Source organism: Catenulispora yoronensis, assembly GCF_039531695.1.
GTDB lineage: Bacteria > Actinomycetota > Actinomycetes > Streptomycetales > Catenulisporaceae > Catenulispora > Catenulispora yoronensis.
Window position 1 is genome coordinate 60146 of sequence record NZ_BAAAQN010000014.1, and the last position, 16897, is coordinate 77042.

The 16897-nt window shown below is 71.7% G+C and carries 17 protein-coding genes and 1 pseudogene; 11 read left to right on the forward strand and 7 right to left on the reverse strand.

The annotated features are described in order from the left end of the window. Window positions 1-14 precede the first annotated feature (14 nt). Complete coding sequence (locus ABD481_RS14335) at window positions 15-569, forward strand: GNAT family N-acetyltransferase (RefSeq protein WP_344666119.1); 555 nt, start codon at window positions 15-17, stop codon at window positions 567-569. Next, the gene (gene map / locus ABD481_RS14340; RefSeq protein ID WP_344666120.1) at window positions 566-1333 is read left to right on the forward strand and encodes a type I methionyl aminopeptidase; all 768 of its coding nucleotides are present in this window, start codon (window positions 566-568) and stop codon (window positions 1331-1333) included. Before ABD481_RS14335 ends, map begins: the two co-directional genes overlap by 4 nt. A 61-nt stretch (window positions 1334-1394) precedes the next feature. On the opposite strand, the gene ABD481_RS14345 is transcribed toward map, so the two are convergent. Beyond that, a complete protein-coding gene (locus ABD481_RS14345) occupies window positions 1395-2363 on the reverse strand; it encodes a DNA-3-methyladenine glycosylase family protein (RefSeq protein ID WP_344666121.1) in 969 nt (322 codons plus the stop codon). A 63-nt stretch (window positions 2364-2426) separates the two neighbouring features. On the opposite strand from ABD481_RS14345, the pseudogene ABD481_RS14350 reads away from it, so the two are divergent. Continuing rightward, a pseudogene (locus ABD481_RS14350) lies at window positions 2427-3128 on the forward strand (helix-turn-helix transcriptional regulator); the annotation flags it as partial. Window positions 3129-3367: 239 nt separating this feature from the next. On the opposite strand, the gene ABD481_RS14355 reads toward ABD481_RS14350, so the two are convergent. Continuing rightward, a complete protein-coding gene (locus ABD481_RS14355; protein WP_344666122.1) occupies window positions 3368-5377 on the reverse strand; it encodes a hypothetical protein in 2010 nt (669 codons plus the stop codon). A 155-nt stretch (window positions 5378-5532) separates the two neighbouring features. Between ABD481_RS14355 and paaA the strand changes: the two genes are divergently transcribed. From paaA to ABD481_RS14380, 5 genes are all read left to right on the forward strand, one after another. Then, on the forward strand, window positions 5533-6513 hold the full coding sequence (paaA, locus tag ABD481_RS14360; protein ID WP_344666123.1) for a 1,2-phenylacetyl-CoA epoxidase subunit PaaA: 981 nt from the start codon (window positions 5533-5535) through the stop codon (window positions 6511-6513). Next, on the forward strand, window positions 6510-6794 hold the full coding sequence (gene paaB / locus ABD481_RS14365) for a 1,2-phenylacetyl-CoA epoxidase subunit PaaB (RefSeq protein WP_344666124.1): 285 nt from the start codon (window positions 6510-6512) through the stop codon (window positions 6792-6794). Before paaA ends, paaB begins: the two co-directional genes overlap by 4 nt. Then, window positions 6791-7543 (forward strand): 1,2-phenylacetyl-CoA epoxidase subunit PaaC, encoded by a 753-nt coding sequence (gene paaC, locus ABD481_RS14370; RefSeq protein WP_344666125.1) that lies wholly within the window; start codon window positions 6791-6793, stop codon window positions 7541-7543. Before paaB ends, paaC begins: the two co-directional genes overlap by 4 nt. 77 nt (window positions 7544-7620) lie before the next feature. Then, window positions 7621-8304 carry a PaaD-like zinc ribbon domain-containing protein gene (locus tag ABD481_RS14375; protein ID WP_344666126.1) on the forward strand — a complete coding sequence of 228 codons (684 nt, stop codon included), beginning with the start codon at window positions 7621-7623 and terminating at the stop codon, window positions 8302-8304. A gap of 34 nt (window positions 8305-8338) precedes the next feature. Further along, window positions 8339-9394: a 2Fe-2S iron-sulfur cluster-binding protein gene (locus ABD481_RS14380; protein WP_344666127.1), complete on the forward strand. Its 1056-nt coding sequence runs from the start codon at window positions 8339-8341 to the stop codon at window positions 9392-9394. A 40-nt stretch (window positions 9395-9434) separates the two neighbouring features. On the opposite strand, the gene ABD481_RS14385 is transcribed toward ABD481_RS14380, so the two are convergent. The 4 genes from ABD481_RS14385 to ABD481_RS14400 form a co-directional block, all read right to left on the reverse strand. Continuing rightward, on the reverse strand, window positions 9435-9749 hold the full coding sequence (locus ABD481_RS14385; protein WP_344666128.1) for a VOC family protein: 315 nt from the start codon (window positions 9747-9749) through the stop codon (window positions 9435-9437). A gap of 65 nt (window positions 9750-9814) precedes the next feature. Continuing rightward, window positions 9815-11236, reverse strand: a complete 1422-nt coding sequence (locus tag ABD481_RS14390) for a globin domain-containing protein (RefSeq protein ID WP_344666129.1) — start codon at window positions 11234-11236, stop codon at window positions 9815-9817. A gap of 341 nt (window positions 11237-11577) precedes the next feature. Continuing rightward, window positions 11578-11919, reverse strand: a complete 342-nt coding sequence (locus ABD481_RS14395; RefSeq protein WP_344666130.1) for a hypothetical protein — start codon at window positions 11917-11919, stop codon at window positions 11578-11580. 149 nt (window positions 11920-12068) lie between these two features. After that, entirely contained in the window at window positions 12069-13097 is a 1029-nt protein-coding gene (locus tag ABD481_RS14400) for a YihY/virulence factor BrkB family protein (RefSeq protein WP_344666131.1), read from the reverse strand. A 155-nt stretch (window positions 13098-13252) separates the two neighbouring features. Between ABD481_RS14400 and ABD481_RS14405 the strand changes: the two genes are divergently transcribed. Together ABD481_RS14405 and ABD481_RS14410 are read left to right on the forward strand one after the other, a co-directional pair. Next, window positions 13253-14917, forward strand: coding sequence for an acyl-CoA dehydrogenase family protein (locus ABD481_RS14405; protein ID WP_344666132.1), 1665 nt, complete (start codon window positions 13253-13255; stop codon window positions 14915-14917). A gap of 44 nt (window positions 14918-14961) precedes the next feature. Then, window positions 14962-15558, forward strand: a complete 597-nt coding sequence (locus ABD481_RS14410) for a TetR/AcrR family transcriptional regulator (protein ID WP_344666133.1) — start codon at window positions 14962-14964, stop codon at window positions 15556-15558. Window positions 15559-15564: 6 nt separating this feature from the next. Here the strand turns inward: ABD481_RS14410 and ABD481_RS14415 are convergent, their stop codons facing one another. Continuing rightward, entirely contained in the window at window positions 15565-15858 is a 294-nt protein-coding gene (locus tag ABD481_RS14415; RefSeq protein WP_344666134.1) for a GNAT family N-acetyltransferase, read from the reverse strand. Window positions 15859-15953: 95 nt separating this feature from the next. On the opposite strand from ABD481_RS14415, the gene ABD481_RS14420 reads away from it, so the two are divergent. Beyond that, complete coding sequence (locus tag ABD481_RS14420; RefSeq protein WP_425559174.1) at window positions 15954-16895, forward strand: pseudouridine-5'-phosphate glycosidase; 942 nt, start codon at window positions 15954-15956, stop codon at window positions 16893-16895. Window positions 16896-16897: the final 2 nt, after the last annotated feature.

Here is a 16897-nt window from a genome sequence, read left to right on the forward strand (position 1 = left end):
CATAGCATGCGAGCGTGTTGAGAGAGCCTGTAGCCACCGCACGATTACTACTGACTCCGCTAAGCGCCGCGGACGCCGAGGAGATGGTTCCGGTATTGGCCGCTCCGGAACTTTATGCGTTCATCGGCGGGGAACCGCCGACGCCGGACGCCTTACGCGCGCGCTACGCGCGTCAGGCCGCGGGCGGCCCGGCCGACGGATCGCAGGAGTGGCACAACTGGATCGTGCGGCGCGCCGAGGACGGTGTCGCCGTCGGCACCGTGCAGGCCACGGTCGTCGACGCCGGCCGCGCGGCCGACGTGGCTTGGGTCGTGGGGGCTGAGTTCCAGGGACGCGGGTATGCGGCGGAGGCGGCCGGCGGGATGGTCGCCTGGTTGCGGGAGCACGGCGTGGCCGAGGTGCGGGCGCACATCCATCCTGACCATGCGGCCTCCGCGCGAGTGGCCGGCCGGGTCGGGTTGGCGGCCACCGGCGTGCTGGACGACGACGGCGAGCAGCTGTGGCGGGACGGCCCGGCCGGGAAGGCCGCGCCCACGGAGAAGACCGAGCGGATGGAGACGAACCGGTGATCGAGCTGAAGACGCCGCGAGAGATCGACAAGATGGCGGTGACCGGCCGGTTCGTCGGCGAGACCCTGGCCGAGCTGGCCGAGCTGGCCCGGCCCGGCGTGAACCTGATGGACCTGGAGCAGCGGGCCCGGCGGCTGGTCAACGAGCGCGGCGCGGAGTCCTGCTACTGGGATTACGCCCCCTCGTTCGGCCGCGGGCCGTTCCGCAACGTCATCTGCCTGTCGGTGAACGACGCGGTGCTGCACGGCCTGCCGCACAAGTACACGCTCAAGGACGGCGACGTGCTGACCCTGGACTTCGCGGTGTCGATCGACGGCTGGGTCGCCGACGCGGCGCGCACGACGATCGTGGGCACGCCCCGCGAGGAGGACGTGCGGCTGGTGGAGTCGACGCGCGAGGCGCTGGCGGCGGGCATCGCGGCGGCCGGGCCGGGGGCGAAGCTCGGTGACGTCTCGGCCGCGATCGGCGCGGTGGCCGAGCGCCACGGCTATCCGGTCAACATGCAGTTCGGCGGGCACGGCCTGGGCCACACCATGCACGAGGACCCGCACGTCCCGAACGACGGCCGGGCCGGCCGCGGGCTGGTGCTGCGTCCGGGGCTGACGCTGGCGCTGGAGCCGTGGTGGTCGGCGTCGACGAACCAGATCTTCACCGATCCGGACGGCTGGACGCTGAAGTTCACGGACGGTTCGCGCGGGGCGCATTCGGAGCACACCATCGCGATCACGGACGACGGTGCGCGGGTGCTGACGTCGGCAGAGTGAGCTGATGGCTGGTTGATTGCTGATCGCCCTGGGCCCCGCGTTCGCGGGGTTCCAGGACGGTTCAGGCCGCGCAGGCCGCCGGGGCCGGGCTCTGCGCCGAGCGGCCGCGCAGGACCCCGACGCCGGTCCTCAGGTAGTAGGACCAGTAGCCGAGGTGCTCGCCGTAGTGGCGGCGCACCCGATCGGCGTCGAGCGGACGGCCGTAGAGCTCCATCGCCGCGTCCTGGAACTGGGCCATCCCCAGCGGCACGTGGTCCATCCGGCCCAGGCCGCGCAGCATGATCGCTGAGGCCGTCCAGTCGCCGGCGCCCTTGATCGAGCGGAGCGTGGCGTAGGCGTCCTTGTAGGACGCCTTCCGCAGGAAGTCCTCGCCGATTTCCTGGAGCCCGCGCATCATGTTGCCCAGATAGGCGGCCTTGCGCTCGTTGCGGACCAGCGAGAACCACTCCGCGTCGCTCAGTTCGGCGAGGACGGCGACTTCCGGGAAGGCCTGGAACCGGACTCCGTCGACGGTCGTGGCCGGGCCGAGGGCCTGGATGCGGCGCTTCATGCCGAGCGCGTGCGACTTCGGCGTCCGCTGCGAGACCAGCGCCCAGGTCGCGATCTCGGGGAGCGTCAGGAAGCGGACATGGTGCAGGCCGCGCAGCTGGTCCACCAGGTCGGCGTAGGCGGGATCGTCGGCCTCGGCCAGGGCGTAGAACTCGGTGAGGTCGTCGGACAGGCTCAGGTAGCGGTCGATCGCGGTCCGGGTCCGCTGCTCGACGCCGGCGTCGATCGGGGTGTCGGCGGACAGCCGGTAGGCGAGGCCGGCCGGGGTCGGGGTGACCTCGAAGACGACCGCGCGGCCGTCGACGGCCAGGGCCTTGGCGATGCTGTCGTCGGTGAGGATCTGGTCGCCCTTGCAGGCGCCGAACCCGCTGAGGAAGCGGATCGAGGTCCGCAGGTCGAACGGCTGGGCGGCCGGCAGCTCGCCGGTCTTGGTGGCCTCGATGTCCTTGACTGTGTCTGCGATTTCCGCGATGCGTGTCATGTCTTCGACGCTAGACCCCATATAGGTCAGATCATGTCCTAGTTCTGTGCCATCGTGGAACTCGTGACCGACACCCCCGCGCGGCTGCTCCGGCTGCTGTCCTTGCTCCAGACCGGGCGCGAGTGGCCGGGCTCCGTCCTGGCCGAGCGTCTGGAGGTCACCCCGCGCACGATCCGGCGGGACGTCGACCGGCTCCGCGGCCTCGGCTACCCGGTCGAGGCGACGCAGGGGGCGGCCGGCGGCTACCGGCTCGGGTCCGGGCAGGCGATGCCGCCGTTGCTGCTGGACGACGACGAGGCGGTGGCGATCGCGGTGGGCCTGCGGACATCGGCCAGCCACGCCGTCGAGGGCATCGAGGAGGCGTCGGTCCGGGCGCTGGCCAAACTTCAGCAGATCCTGCCCTCGCGGCTGCGGTACCGGGTCGACGCCCTGGTCGGGGCCACGGCGCCGATCCCGGCCGGGGACACGCCGCTGGTGGACATCGCGGACCTCACGGAGATCGCGGGAGCCGTCACCGCACGCCAGACGCTGCGGTTCGGCTACCTCGCGGCGGACGGGAGCCAGACGCGGCGGCATGTGGAGCCGTACCGGCTGGTACCGACCCGACGGCGCTGGTACCTGGTCGCGTACGACCCGGACCGCGCCGACTGGAGGGTGTTCCGGCTGGACCGGGTGGCGGCGCCGATGGCGACCGGGATGCGGTTTCCGGAGCGGGAGACGCCGTTCGAGGACGCGGTGGCGTATGTGAACGATCGGATTGCGGGGTTGAAGGCGGGGACGTGATGGAGGGGCGGGGGTTGCGGTGCGGCGCGGTACGGCCCAGCTTGCGGCTGCGGCTGCGGCTGCGGCTGCGGCTGCGACTGCGACTGCCACTGCCACTGCTACGGCGACTGCTACTGCCACGGCGGCTGCGGCTGCGGCTGCCACGGCGACTGCCACTGCGAGTGCGTTGCGGTGGTGGCGATGGTGGCGGTGCTGGCGAAGTCGGGTCCCGGCGCTCGCGGCTATGCGGCGTTTCGCGCGGCGATCTCGGTGATGAGTTCCTCGTCGGTCGCGTACGGCCGCTCCATCAGCAGGTCAGCGAGTTGCAGCCAGCGCTCGGTGTGCCCGTCGAGGACCGTGCGGATCAAGTCCACGACCGGCCGGACCAGCGGTCGCTCCAGGGCGTCCTCAAGGCTCGCCAGCTCGGCGAGTGGCACGTCCGTCATCTCGATCGGGGAGTTCCAGGCGGCCTCGATCAGCGGCTCCGCGTCGCCGGAGGCCATCGACGCGCGCACAGAGGGCTCCATGTCGGCGAGCGTCCCCACGCGCTCCTGCTCCAGTGCCCACACGGCCTCCACCCCGGCCACCTCGGCGAGCAGCACGTAGGCCGCCATCCGGCCCGGTTCGTCGAACTCGTTGTTCGCGGCGCGCAGGACCCGCAGTATCCACTCCGGATCGTCCGCCGTGCAGCGGAGCGCCTTCAGGGCCATCGCCGGATCGAAGCTCACGGTTTCGACGATCCACTCCTTCAACCCGCGGTCGCGCGGCATGACGGCGAAGACCTCGGTGACGACGTCGGGCCCGACCAGCTCGCGTTCGAGGATCGCGAGCAGGACCTCCGTCCGCTGCGTCACCTCGATCAGGCGGGCCAGGACCGAGTCCGGGGTGGCCTCGTTGGCCGCCAGCTGTTCGCGCTGCGGGGCGGTGCCGCGAGCGATGATGCAGTCCGTCAGCGGACGGCACAGGGGAGGGTTGCCGGCCGCGCGGGTGATCGTGCGCTTCATGCGCTTGGTGACCAGGGCCCGGTCGGCGACGTCGCGCGCGGCCATCGCCAGGAGCACGTTGGCCGCGTGGAAGTCGCTGCGGATCAGGGAGCTGTAGTCCACCGAGGACCAGTGCTGGTGGCCGGCGAAGGGGTCGGGATCGGCGAGGAGCTCGGGCACGGTGCCGGCGTAGGAGTTCACGCGGGCTATCACGCGGGCCCAGCGCTTCGGGTCATTGCCGAGCCGTTCGCTCGCGTCCCGCGCGATGAGCGCCCGGACGTTGTCCGAGGCGCGGGCCTCGCCGGGCCGCCACATGTCGGTGCCGTCGCAGTCGGCCAGCGACACGGCGAGGGCGGCCGGCCGGGTGTGCTCCAGGATCTCGGCGGGTGAGAGGCTCCCGGTCCGCAGCCCGAGCCAGGCGGCTTGGCGCGCGGCGGTGTATCCGCCGGCGGATTCGGGGCGCGCGCCGGCGACGAGTTCGCGGTAGCGATCCAGCGTCATGGCCTCCTCGCCCTTTCCCGGATCGAGAATGAGCCGGCGGTTGAGCACATGCATCTTGCTCACGGCGGTGACGCGCCGGAACCCGAGGATCATGAATCTGATGGGGTACTTGCGCCGCGCCCACAGCTCGCGCTTGCCTTTCGCCTCGCGGCGGAGGCCGTGGGCGTCCAGGGTCTTGATGACGTGTCCCGCGTCGCGCGCACCGAGCCGGCGGGCGTGCGGCAGCAGAGCCAGGACCAGCTCCGGATCGTCGGCCTCGGCGACCTCGGCCAGCAGCCGCGACGTCGGCGCGCCGTCCGCGAGGGCCTCCAGGAGGGACCGCTTGACCAGCGGCGGGATGATCGGACGGCCGTCCGGGCCGCGCCGGTGCCGCAGGATCATGGTGCGGGCCCAGCCGGCCGCGTGGACGTCCGGACAGGCGAAGACACCCGCGTCGGCGTCCGGGTCGCACCGGGCCAGGATGCGGTTCACGGTGCCGGTCGGCATGTCGCCGCGATTGACCATCACATGCCGGAACAGCACGCCCAAAGCGCGGCCAGGGCCCTCGACGAGGAGATACTCGCGGACCGGCAGGCTGAGCCAGCCCTGTACGCCGTCCACCGCCGCGGCGACATCGGCCGCGGGCAGGGCCGCCAGCACCGGCCGGACGTCGGCGGGCCGGGCCGAGCCGAGGAGCGAGACGAACCGGGTCAGGGCCGCCGCACGCTCCGGACTCACCGGCTCGGCGCCGAAGAGGGGGTCGTCGAAGACGCCGTCGGTCATGCGCATCGTGTGTCCCCCCACTGGCTCAACGTATACCGGGCCGCGAGGTTCGAGGGGCACACCTGGGGGTGGCGTGCTTTATTGACACCGCCGCATTGACACCGCCACCGGAGCGGCGGGATCATTGAACCGAACGTTCGGTCGGTTGAGAGGTGGGTGCCGTGACGGCCGAGGCATCGGCAAGGACGGAGAGCGTGCAGGCCCGGTTCGAGGAGCTGATCGCCGCCGACGAGCGGATCGAGCCGCGGGACTGGATGCCGGAGGCGTACCGGAAGACGCTGGTCCGGCAGATCGCGCAGCATGCGCACTCCGAGATCATCGGGATGCAGCCGGAGGGCAACTGGATCACCCGGGCCCCGTCGCTGCGGCGCAAGGCGATCCTGTTGGCGAAGGTGCAGGACGAGGCCGGCCACGGGCTGTATCTCTACGCGGCCGCCGAGACGCTCGGTGTGGACCGCGCGGACCTGCTCGACGCGCTGCACAGCGGCCGGCAGAAGTACTCCTCGATCTTCAACTACCCCACGCTGACCTGGGCCGACATCGGTGCGATCGGCTGGCTGGTGGACGGGGCGGCGATCATCAACCAGATCCCGTTGCAGCGCTGCTCCTACGGGCCCTATGCGCGGGCGATGGTGCGGATCTGCAAGGAGGAGTCGTTCCATCAGCGGCAGGGCTTCGAGCTGTTGTACGACCTGGCGCACGGTACGGCCGAGCAGCACGCGATGGCGCAGGACGCGCTGAACCGCTGGTGGTGGCCGTCGCTGATGATGTTCGGGCCGCCGGACGCGGAGTCGGCGCACTCGGCGCAGTCGATGGCGTGGCGGATCAAGCGACACTCGAACGACGAGCTGCGGCAGCGGTTCGTCGACATCAGCGTGCCGCAGGCCGAGGCGCTCGGCCTCACCATTCCGGACCCCGACCTGCGGTGGAACGAGGAGCGGGGGCACCACGACTTCGGCGTCATCGACTGGACGGAGTTCCAGGAGGTGCTGGCCGGGAACGGGCCGTGCAACCGGCAGCGGGTCGCGGCGCGGGTGCGGGCGCATGAGGACGGCGAGTGGGTGCGGCAGGCGGCGCTGGCGTACGCGGCCAAGCACAGCGCGGACGGGCGTGACGGCGAGAGGAACGTGGCGGCGGCATGAGCACAGGTCTGCCTCTGTGGGAGGTCTTCATCCGAGGGCGGCGCGGGCTGTCGCATCAGCATGTCGGGAGCGTGCACGCGTCGGACGCGGAGATGGCGCTGCGCAATGCGCGCGATCTCTATACGCGGCGCGGCGAGGGCGTCTCCATCTGGGTGGTGCCGGCGGCGCAGGTCTCCGCTTCGTCGCCCGACGAGAAGGAGCCGTTCTTCGACCCGGCCGCGGACAAGACGTATCGGCATCCGACGTTCTATCGGATCCCGGAAGGCGTGAAGAACCTGTGACTACGCCGGTGGCGCAGTATGCGCTTCAGCTGGGAGACGACGCGCTGATCCTGTCGCAGCGGTTGTCGGAGTGGTGCGCGCATGCTCCGGAGCTGGAAGAGGACGTCGCGCTGGCGAACCTCGCGCTGGACCTGTTGGGCCAGGCGCGGACGCTGCTCACTTACGCGGGTTCGCTGGAGGGACGCGGGCGTTCGGAGGACGACCTGGCTTTCCTGCGCACGGAGCGGGAATTCCGCAACGTGCTGCTGGTGGAGCAGCCCAATGGGGACTTCGCGATGACGATCGCGCGGCAGTTGTACTTCGCGACGTACCAGTACGAGCTCTATGCGGCGCTGTGCGAGTCGACGGACGCGGAGCTGGCGGGACTGGCCGCCAAGGCGGTGAAGGAAGTCGCCTACCACCGGGACCACGCGGTGCAGTGGACGCTGCGGCTGGGTGACGGCACCGAGGAGAGCCGCCGGCGGATGCAGGAAGGCGTGGATCAGCTGTGGCCCTATACGGCGGAGCTGTTCGAGGCCGACGCGGTGGCGCTGGAGTTGGCGGGTTCGGGCGCCGCGGTGGACCCGCGGACGCTGCGGCCCGCGTGGGAGGCGTCGGTCGCGGAGGTGATCGAGGCGGCGACGTTGACGATGCCGAGCGGGGATTGGCAGCCGCGGGGCGGTCGGGCCGGGAAGCACACGGAGGCGTTCGGGCTCCTGCTGGGCGAGATGCAGGCGCTGCATCGGCAGTTTCCCGGGGCTGCTTGGTAGGCGGCGGTGGGGCCGAGGGTCGAGGCAAGAGCGAGTCGGAAGCCAGGCAGGAGCGAGGTGGGAGCGAGGTGGTGAGGATGGCGACGCGGACGATCGAGGCGTCGGACTTGGCGCTGCTCGAAGCCGCCGCTTCGGCGGTGCCCGATCCGGAGCTGCCGGTGGTGACGCTCGGCGATCTGGGGATCGTGCGGGGCGTGGCGGTGGCCGACGACGGCGCGGTCGAGGTGCGGCTGACGCCGACGTTCGTCGGATGTCCGGCGACGGAGGTCATCGCCGCTGATGTGCGGGCGGCGGTCGAGGCGCGGTTGGTGACGCTCGGCGGTGCTGGTGCTGGTGCTGGTGCTGGTTCTGGTTCTGGTGCCGGTGCTGGTGCCGACACTTCTGGCGATGCGGGCAGCACGGGCAGCGCCGGCGCGGTCGCGGACCTCGCCCACGTCGAAGTCCGCACCCGCATGGAGATGTCGCCGGCGTGGAGCACCGACTGGATCAGCGACGACGGCCGGCGGAAGCTGGCCGAGCACGGGATCGCGCCCCCGCGCGGTGGCCGGGCGAGCGGGATCGTGGCGGTGACGATCGGGCGGCGCGCGGGCCTGGGCGAGGCCTCGCCGCTTGCCGGCGCGTCGCCTCAGCCCCCGACCCCCTGCCCCCGCTGCGGCAGCACCAGCACCCGCCTCATCAGCGCGTTCGGCAGCACGCCGTGCCAGTCGTTGCGAGCCTGTCGGGCGTGCGGGGAGCCCTTCGGGGCGATGAAGGCGCTGTGATCATGTCTGTCCTGTCGACCCTTGTGAGAGTGTTGTGACCCTTCTTCCTGTTGTCGGGTTGGACCGGCTGACCGACGACGCTGTGCGTGTCGTCTTCGAGGTGCCCGCGGAGCTGCGCGGCGGGTACGGCTTCGCGCCGGGGCAGCATGTGACGGTGCGGGTCGAGCTCGACGGGGCGGAGGCCCGGCGGGCTTATTCGTTGTGCGCCGCACCCTACGGGGACTCCGGGCGGGCGACGTTGAGCATCGCGGTCAAGGAGCTGGGGCCCGGGGGGTTCGGGCAGATCGCCGCGAGCAAGCTCGCGGTGGGGGATCTGGTCGACGTGCTGCCGCCGGCCGGGCGCTTCGTGTTGCAGGCGGGTGGCGAACACGTGGGGATCGTCGCCGGAAGCGGGGTGACGCCGGTGCTGGCCATGGCCGAAGTGGCGTTGGCGCGCGGGGATCGCTTTACCCTGATCTACGGGAATCGTAGCGCTTCATCCGTCATGTTCCTGGAGGAGCTTGCCGATCTCAAGGATCGCTACTCCGAACGGCTGATGGTGCTGCACGTGCTGTCGCGGGAGCCGCGGGAAGCGCCGCTGCTGACCGGGCGAGTGGACGCCGAGCGGCTGCCAGGCCTGCTGGAAGCGGCGTCGCCGGGTCCTGATGCGCACTACTACCTGTGCGGGCCGATGGCGATGGTCGACATGGCCAAGGAGGTGCTGGCGGAGCGGGGCGTGGGGCGCGGGCATGTGCACTTCGAGCTGTTCCACGCCGAGGACGCGCCGCCGCCGGCCGCCTACGCGGAGACGGCGAAGGTGCTGGCCGAGGGCGATGTGGACGTCACCGTCACGCTCGGCGGCCGGCGGACGCAGCTGGCGATGTCCAGGGACGACGACTCGGTGCTGGCCGCCGTGCTGAAGGCCCGTCCCGACACCCCGTACTCGTGCACCGGCGGAGTGTGCGGGACCTGCCGGGCGAAGATCGTCGTCGGCGAGGTCGCGATGGCACATGACTACGCCCTGGAGCCGGAGGAGAAGGCCGAGGGATTCGTCCTCGCGTGCCAGTCGCGTCCGCTCACACCGGCTGTGGAACTGGACTTCGACGCGTAGGCAGGACAGGGCCGGCAGGCCGCCGGGATGGCGGCTGCGATCAGCCGGCGTGGATCTCGACAGTACGGCCGTCGGGGTCGGTCAGCAGATGGCGGCCGGGGACGAGCGGAGGTGTCGCGGCGGCCCCGTTGAGAGCCATGCCCAGCCGCAAGGCTCCGGTCCGGCGGTCCGCGCCGCCCGGGTAGATCTCGAAGACGACGCCGCCGGTGAGGACCGCGGCGTAATGCCGGGGCCCCCGACTGTGCTGTTCGGCGGTGAAGTCCAACCCGAGGTCGCTGTAGAAGCGGTGGCACTCCTCCATCCGCGGCGAGTACAGGACCAGCAAGGTCGCGTGAATCGCGTTCGAGGTCGTCATCGGGCTCCTGGCCTGGCGTGAGGTGGCCGCGCGGGTCGGGCTCCACAGTCTAGGAAACCCGCGACCTAGGAAACCCGCGACAAATACTCCTCGACACTGCGCGCGATCCCCGAGTCCTCAGCAGGTCCGGCCACGGCCCGCCATCCGTTGTCCCTCCGCCATCCGCCGCGCGGCTCGGCGCCGAGCCAGGATCCTGTCGCGGACACGCTGTCCGCCGGGGCCGGGCCGGTGCCGTGGCCGGCGGCCTGGACGGCCGTTCCGGGGGCGGCCGGGGTCGTGGGCGGTGTCGGGCTGCCCTGGCCGGCGCCCGGCTGCCAGAGGCCGTCCATGCCGCCGTAGGCGTCGAAGCGGATGTTGGCCAGGGGGATGTTCAGCTCCTGGAGGCGGGCGATGGTCGCGCGGACCATCGGTACGGAGCCTGACACGTACACGTCGCACCCCTCCCAGTGGTTGTGGAAGTCGCCGTGGCGGGCCACCACCTCGGGGAGCATGCCGCGTTCGCCGGGCGCGTGGGGGTCGTGGGAGATCGGGGTGACCAGGGAGAGCCAGTGGAAGCGCTCCACCAGCCCGGTGAGGGCCGGCATGTCGTAGAGCTCCTGGTCGCGCCGGGCGCCGAAGAAGAGGCGGACCCGGCGGTTGGTGTTCCACTGGGCCATGTCCTCCAGGATCGCCTTGATCGGCGCCAGGCCGGTGCCGCCGGCTATGCACAGGACGTCGCGGGCCGAGACCGTGCTGCAGAACATCGTTCCCATCGGCGGCCCCAGGCGGACGGTGTCGCCGACGCGGGTGTGGTTCACCAGCGCGTTGGACACCCAGCCGGCGGGGACGGCGCGGACGTGCAGGGTCAGGGTGTTGTCGGCGCGGGGCGCGCTGGCTATGGAGTAGTGCCGCCAGACGCGGGGCCAGCGCTGGGTCTCCAGGGAGAGGTACTGTCCCGGGCGGAACTCGTAGGGGGCGTCCGGCTCCAGGGTCAGGACGGCGATGTCGCGGGTGCGCAGCTCGTGCTTCACCACGCGGGCCGTCCACCAGGCCGGGGTCAGGTGCGAGTCCTGTTCGGCGGCCTCGATCATGGTCCCGGCCACCAGTTGGTAGGCGGCCAGCCAGGCCTGGTCCATGTCCGGGGTCCAGCCCGGCCCGGCGTAGCGCTTCAGGGCCGAGATCAGGCAGCGCCAGATCACGTCGTAGTGCTCCGGGCGCGCGCCGTACTTGCGGTGGTCGCGGCCCAGCTGGCGCAGGTAGTCGGCGAGCGTGTCCGGACGGTCGGCCTCGGCCACCACCCGGACCAGGGCCTGGAACAGGCGGTCGCGCTGGGCGTCCATCATCGGCGGGAACATGTCCCGCATCTCCGGATGCTCGGTGAAGACCAGCGCGTAGAAGTGCGCGACGACCCGGTCCGGGATCGCCCCGACCAGGGCGAAGCTGTCCCGGATCAGACCCGGGACGCGCTCCGGGTCCAGATCGGTTCCGCCTGCGGCCTGCTGCCCCATACTCCGCGCCCCCCAGCCTTCCACCAGGCTCCGTGACCCGACCGTCACGGAGTGCATACCCAGTGCAAGCGATTACGTTAGGCTCCGGTCGCGTCGCGGAACGTTGAAGTCCGCTGGAAGTCCGGTCCATTTACGGAGGAAATGTCCGCTATCGCGCGGGGAAAAACCCTGGAAGTCCGCCAGGAGTCCGGGCGCCGCGGGGTGCGAGGGCGGCGCTGCGGGTGCGAGGGCGGGGTGTGAGGGCGGGGTGCGGGGCGGGGCCCGCACCGGGGTTCGTCACGGGGCCTCACGGGGCGGCGCGGTGCATCGCGGGTGCGGCGCGGGTTCGGGCCGGGGCGGCGCTAACGCGAGGGTTCTTGGCGCATGAGGGTCACGCGGCGGCTCAGTATGGCCTCCGCGGTCGCGCGTCCGTCCGGCCAGCGCCGGACCGCGATCCAGTCGTCGGTGAGGGGTCGTCTCAAGGGGTCGGCCGCCATGGAGAGCAGCAGGTTGGGGCCGTAGGTGGCGCGCAGCGGGCCGCTTCCGGCCTCGGCGTCGCACCCGCCGTCGCCGGCCTCGGTGACCAGTGCCGGTATGAGGTCGGCACCGGCGGCTTCCTGCAGGATCGCGAAGGCCTTCTGGTGGCCCGCGGTCCAGCCCAGCGCCCGGAGCCGCTGCGAGCCCATCGGAGCTGCTTGTGACACGTATGCTGTCCCAGCTTTCACTGTTCTGTCCGGTTCAACTAGTCCGGGGACGCAGGTCCGTCGCCTGTCCCGGTATCTACCGAAATCCTGGAAGATCGCTTCATGGTACGTACGCCTGTCAGGCGTTGTCGCCAGAGTTTTCGGCCAGCTCAGTCCGGAGGGGAAGGTCCTTCCGCGGGCTCGGGGGGACTGTCCCTCTGAGCTGCCACCCGCTGCCTCAGCGCCAGCCTCGCCAACCACAACTTCCGCGAGGGCCACACTTGTTCCACCGCCGCGTTCAGCGCCGCGCCGAGCAGCGTGGCCATGGCGGTGACGTACAGCCACACCAGGATCGCCACGGCCGCGGCGAGCCCTCCGTACAGCGAGTTCGACGCGTTCGTCCCGGAGAACGTGGACGAGACGTAGTCCCGCAGCAGCGCCGATCCGCCGAGCCACAGCAGCAGCGCCAGGACGGTGCCCGGCAGGTCCTGCGACCACGGCGTGCGCACCGGCACCGCCAGGTGGTACAGGGTGTTGAGGAAGGCCGCCAGCACCGTCAGCACCACCGGCCAGTACGCGGCGTGGATCAGCCCCTCGATCCCCGGGAACGCGCTGACCAGCAGGTCCGGCCCGATCACCAGCAGCGGCAGCGCCACCGAGCCCAGGACCAGGCCCAGCAGGTACATCCCGAAGGCCAGGAACCGGGTGCGGACGATGCCCCGGCGCCCGGACAGGCCGTAGGCGATGGTGATGGTGTCGACGTACACGTTCATGGCCCGCGACCCGGCCCACAGCGCCAGCAGGAACCCGATGGAGATCAGGTCCGGATGGCCGTTGGTGAGCAGGTTGGTCAGCAGGCCGTCGAGCTTCTCGATGCCCGGCGCGGACAGCATGGTGCCGGCGCCGTTGAGGATGTGGCCCTTGATCTCGGCGATCTTCGTGGCGCCGATCCAGCCGTTGAGGTAGCCCAGGGTGCCGGCCAGCCCGATCGCCAGCGGCGGCAGCGACAGCAGCGCGAAGAACGCCGCCTCGGCGGCCAGCCCGGTGATCCGGTACCGCATGCAGATGGCGAAGGTGATCTTGACGACCCGCCACCAGTTCCGGGCCTGCGCGCGCAAGCGTTCGCGCGGCGACGGCCGGGCGGCGGTCTCCGGGGCGGCGGCGTCGGCGCCGGCGGGCAGGTCGAGCACTGGGCGCATGCGCTGGTCCTCGGGGCCGACGACGGGACGGAGGGGAGGTTCGCTGGACAATCTGTCGTTGTTACCGGTTGGTAGGCGAGTGGGGCGATCGGGTACTACGTTAACGGCAGCAGGCCCCAGTACCCGCATCCCGCCGAACGGAGATGAGCCGAACAATGTCCGAAGGCACGCTGACCGGCCCCGCCGACGAGCCCCTGAACCAGGCCCGGCCGCTGGCCGGATACAACGCCTACGGCGCGGACCCGGCCCTCGTCGGCGCCGTGACCCGGCTGTTCGGGGAAAACTCCGCCACCCACGGCGAACTCCTCGGGCTCGGGGCGCTCGCCGGCTCCTTCCAGGCCCGCGAATGGGGCCGGCTCGCCGAGGCGCACCATCCCGTCCTGGTCACCCACGACCGCTACGGCCGGCGCGTCGACGAGGTCGAGTTCCACCCGGCCTGGCACGAGCTGATGACCGTCGCGGTCGGCCACGGCCTCGGCGCCGCCCCCTGGCAGGAGGACCCGGCGAGCCCGCGGCACACCGCCCGCGCCGCCAAGATGCTGGTCTGGGGCCAGACCGACGGCGGCCACCTGTGCCCGGTCTCGATGACGTACGCCGCCGTCCCGGCCCTGCAAGCCGATCCCGGCCTCGCCGCGCTGTGGACGCCGCGCCTGGCGTCGAAGACCTATGACTTCGGGCTGCGCGACCCGGCCGCCAAGGCCGGCTGCCTGGCCGGCATGGGCATGACGGAGAAGCAGGGCGGCTCCGACGTGCGCGCCAACACCACCGCCGCGACCCCGGTCCCCGGCGCCGACGGCGAGTACACGCTCGTCGGCCACAAGTGGTTCACCTCCGCGCCGATGTGCGACGTCTTCCTCGTGCTGGCCCAGGCGCCCGGCGGCCTGACCTGCTTCCTGATCCCGCGCGTGCTGCCCGACGGGACCCGCAACTCCTTCCGCCTCCAGCGGCTGAAGGACAAGCTCGGCAATCGCGCCAACGCCTCCTCCGAGGTCGAGTTCCACCACACCCGCGCCTGGCGGGTCGGCGACGAGGGCCGCGGGGTGGCCACCATCATCGAGATGGTCGCCATGACCCGGCTCGACTGCGTCACCGGCTCGGCCTCGCTGATGCGCGCGGCGCTGGCCGAGGCCGTCAACCACACCCGGTCCCGGAAGGCGTTCGGCAAGCTGCTCGCCGACCAGCCGCTGATGCGCACCGTGCTGGCCGACCTGGCGCTGGAGTCGGAGGCGGCGACCCTGACCGCGCTGCATCTGGCCTCGGCCACCGACGCCGCGACCGGAGCGGCCGCCGACGAGCAGTCGCGCCGGTTCCGCCGGATCGGGCTCGCCGTCGCCAAGTACTGGGTGACCAAGCGCTGCGCGCCGTTCGCCGCCGAAGCGCTGGAGTGCCTCGGCGGCAACGGATACGTCGAGGAATCGGGCATGCCGCGCCTGTACCGCGAAGCGCCGCTGAACTCGATCTGGGAGGGCTCGGGCAACGTCAACGCCCTGGACGTGCTGCGCGCGCTGGCCAAGGAGGCCGGGGTGTGGGACGCGTTCCTCGCCGAGGTCGGCGCGGCGCGGGGCGCCGACGCGCGGTTCGACGCCGCGTTCAAGGAGCTCCAGGACGAGCTCGGGACGGTCGACGAGGCCGGCGCGCGCCGCTTCGTGGAGCGGATGGCGCTGGTGCTTCAGGGGTCGTTGATGCTGCGGTTCGCGCCCGCGCCGGTCGCGGACGCGTTCGTGGCCTCCCGGCTCGGCGGGGACTGGGGCCGGACGTTCGGGACGCTGCCGCGCGGCCTGGAGGTCGGTGCGATCGTGGACCGGGCGCTGGCGCTGTGAGCGGCGGGACAGGTCCGTGAGCAGGCGCCCGGTATCGTCGTCCCATGTCCGCCGAGAGTCCGCCGAACCCCCGACCGCGCTCCGGCCCGCGCCGTGACGAGGCCGCGCGCCTGGCGGTGCTGCACGCCGCCGACGACCTGCTGGCGGAGAACGGCTTCGGGGCCCTGACCATCGAGGCGATCGCGCGGCGGGCCGGCGTCGCCAAGCAGACGATCTACCGGTGGTGGCCCTCGAAGGTCGAGATCCTCATCGACACGCTGATCGAGGACAGCGGCAAGCAGCTGCCGATCCCGGCGGGGGAGCCGACGGTCGCGAGTATCCGCGCCTACCTGCGCGACTTCGCGGACTTCCTCAGTACGGATCCGGCCGGGAAAGTACTGCTGGTGCTGCTCGCCCAGGCGCAGCACGACGAGGCCACGGCCGAGAGCTTCCACAAGCGCTATCTGGGGCCGCGCCGCGAGGCGGAGCTCGACATGATGGTGAGAGGCATCACCGGCGGGGGAATCTCGCCCCGGGTCGACCCCGAGGTGGCGCTCGACACGCTGCTGGGGCCGCTCGTCTACCGCGCCCTCATCGGCGCGGCGATTCCCGCCAGCTTGGTCGACGCGCTGGTCGACGAAGTGCTGGGCGCGTCGGCCTAGGGCGGCTCAGAAACCGGCCGCGACCAGGTCCGCGTACTCGGGGTTCTTCTTGATGTAGGCGGCTATGAACGGGCACCACGGCGCCACCTTCAGCCCCTGCTCCCGGGCGCCGTCCAAGGCGGCCTTCGCCAGCTTGCCGCCGATGCCGCGGCCCTCGAAGCGGGGCTCGACGCCGGTGTGCGGCAGGACCGCTATGCCGTCCTGCACGCGGTAGGTCAGCACCCCGGCCAGCTCGGCGCCCAGGCGCGCCTCGTACCGGCGGTTTTCCCGGTTGTCGGTCACGGTCACTTCGTCGCTCACTACCCACTCCCGGCTCGATCTACGATCTTCAGTAGTGTTCGCATCAGCGTAACCAGACCGATGTTTATGCCCCGTCGGGCGAGCAGGAGGCGATTGTGACCGTGGACGGCGAGGGCCTGCGGATCCACCCCGAGGTGATCGAGGCGCTGGAATCGGACACGCCGGTGGTGGCGCTGGAGTCCACGATCATCAGCCACGGGCTGCCGCGGCCGGACAACCTGCGCATCGCCCGCGAGATCGAGCAGACGGTGCGGGACCACGGCGCGGTCCCGGCCACCATCGCGGTGGTCGGCGGCAAGCCCTGCGTCGGGCTGTCCGACGACGAGCTGCGGCTGATCGCCGAGTCCGACGACGTCGTCAAGCTCGGCGTGCGCGACCTGGGCGTGGCCGTGGCCAAGGGCCTGCACGGCGCCACCACCGTGGCCGCCACCGCCTCGCTGGCGGCGCAGGCCGACATCGACGTGTTCGCCACCGGCGGCCTGGGCGGTGTGCACCGGCTGGCGCGCGACACCTGGGACGAGTCGGCGGACCTGACCGCGCTGTCCCGGGTCCCGATGGCCGTGGTCTGCGCCGGGGTGAAGTCGATCCTGGACGTGCCGGCCACCCTGGAGCGGCTGGAGACGCTCAACGTCCCGGTCTTCGGCTACCGCACCACCCGGTTCCCCGGCTTCTACCTGGCCGACTCAGGGCACGCGCTGGAGTGGAGCTTCGACTTCGCGGAGGAGATCGCCGACGCGGTGCTCGCGCACTGGCAGCTGGCCTGGCCGGCGGTGTCCTCCGGGGCGCTGATCGCCAACCCGATCCCGGTCGAGGACCAGCTCGACCCGGAGCTGCACGACCGGATCCTGAACGAGGCGCTGGCCGCCGCCGAGAAGCAGGGCGTGGCCGGCAAGGACGTGACGCCGTTCCTGCTGGAGTACTTCCACCGCGAGACCGACGGCGCGTCGCTGCGGGCCAACGTGCTGCTGGTGAAGCGGAACGCCGAGCTGGCGGCCCGGATCGCGGCGGCGATCATCGACGCCGCGCCGGCCCGCTAAGG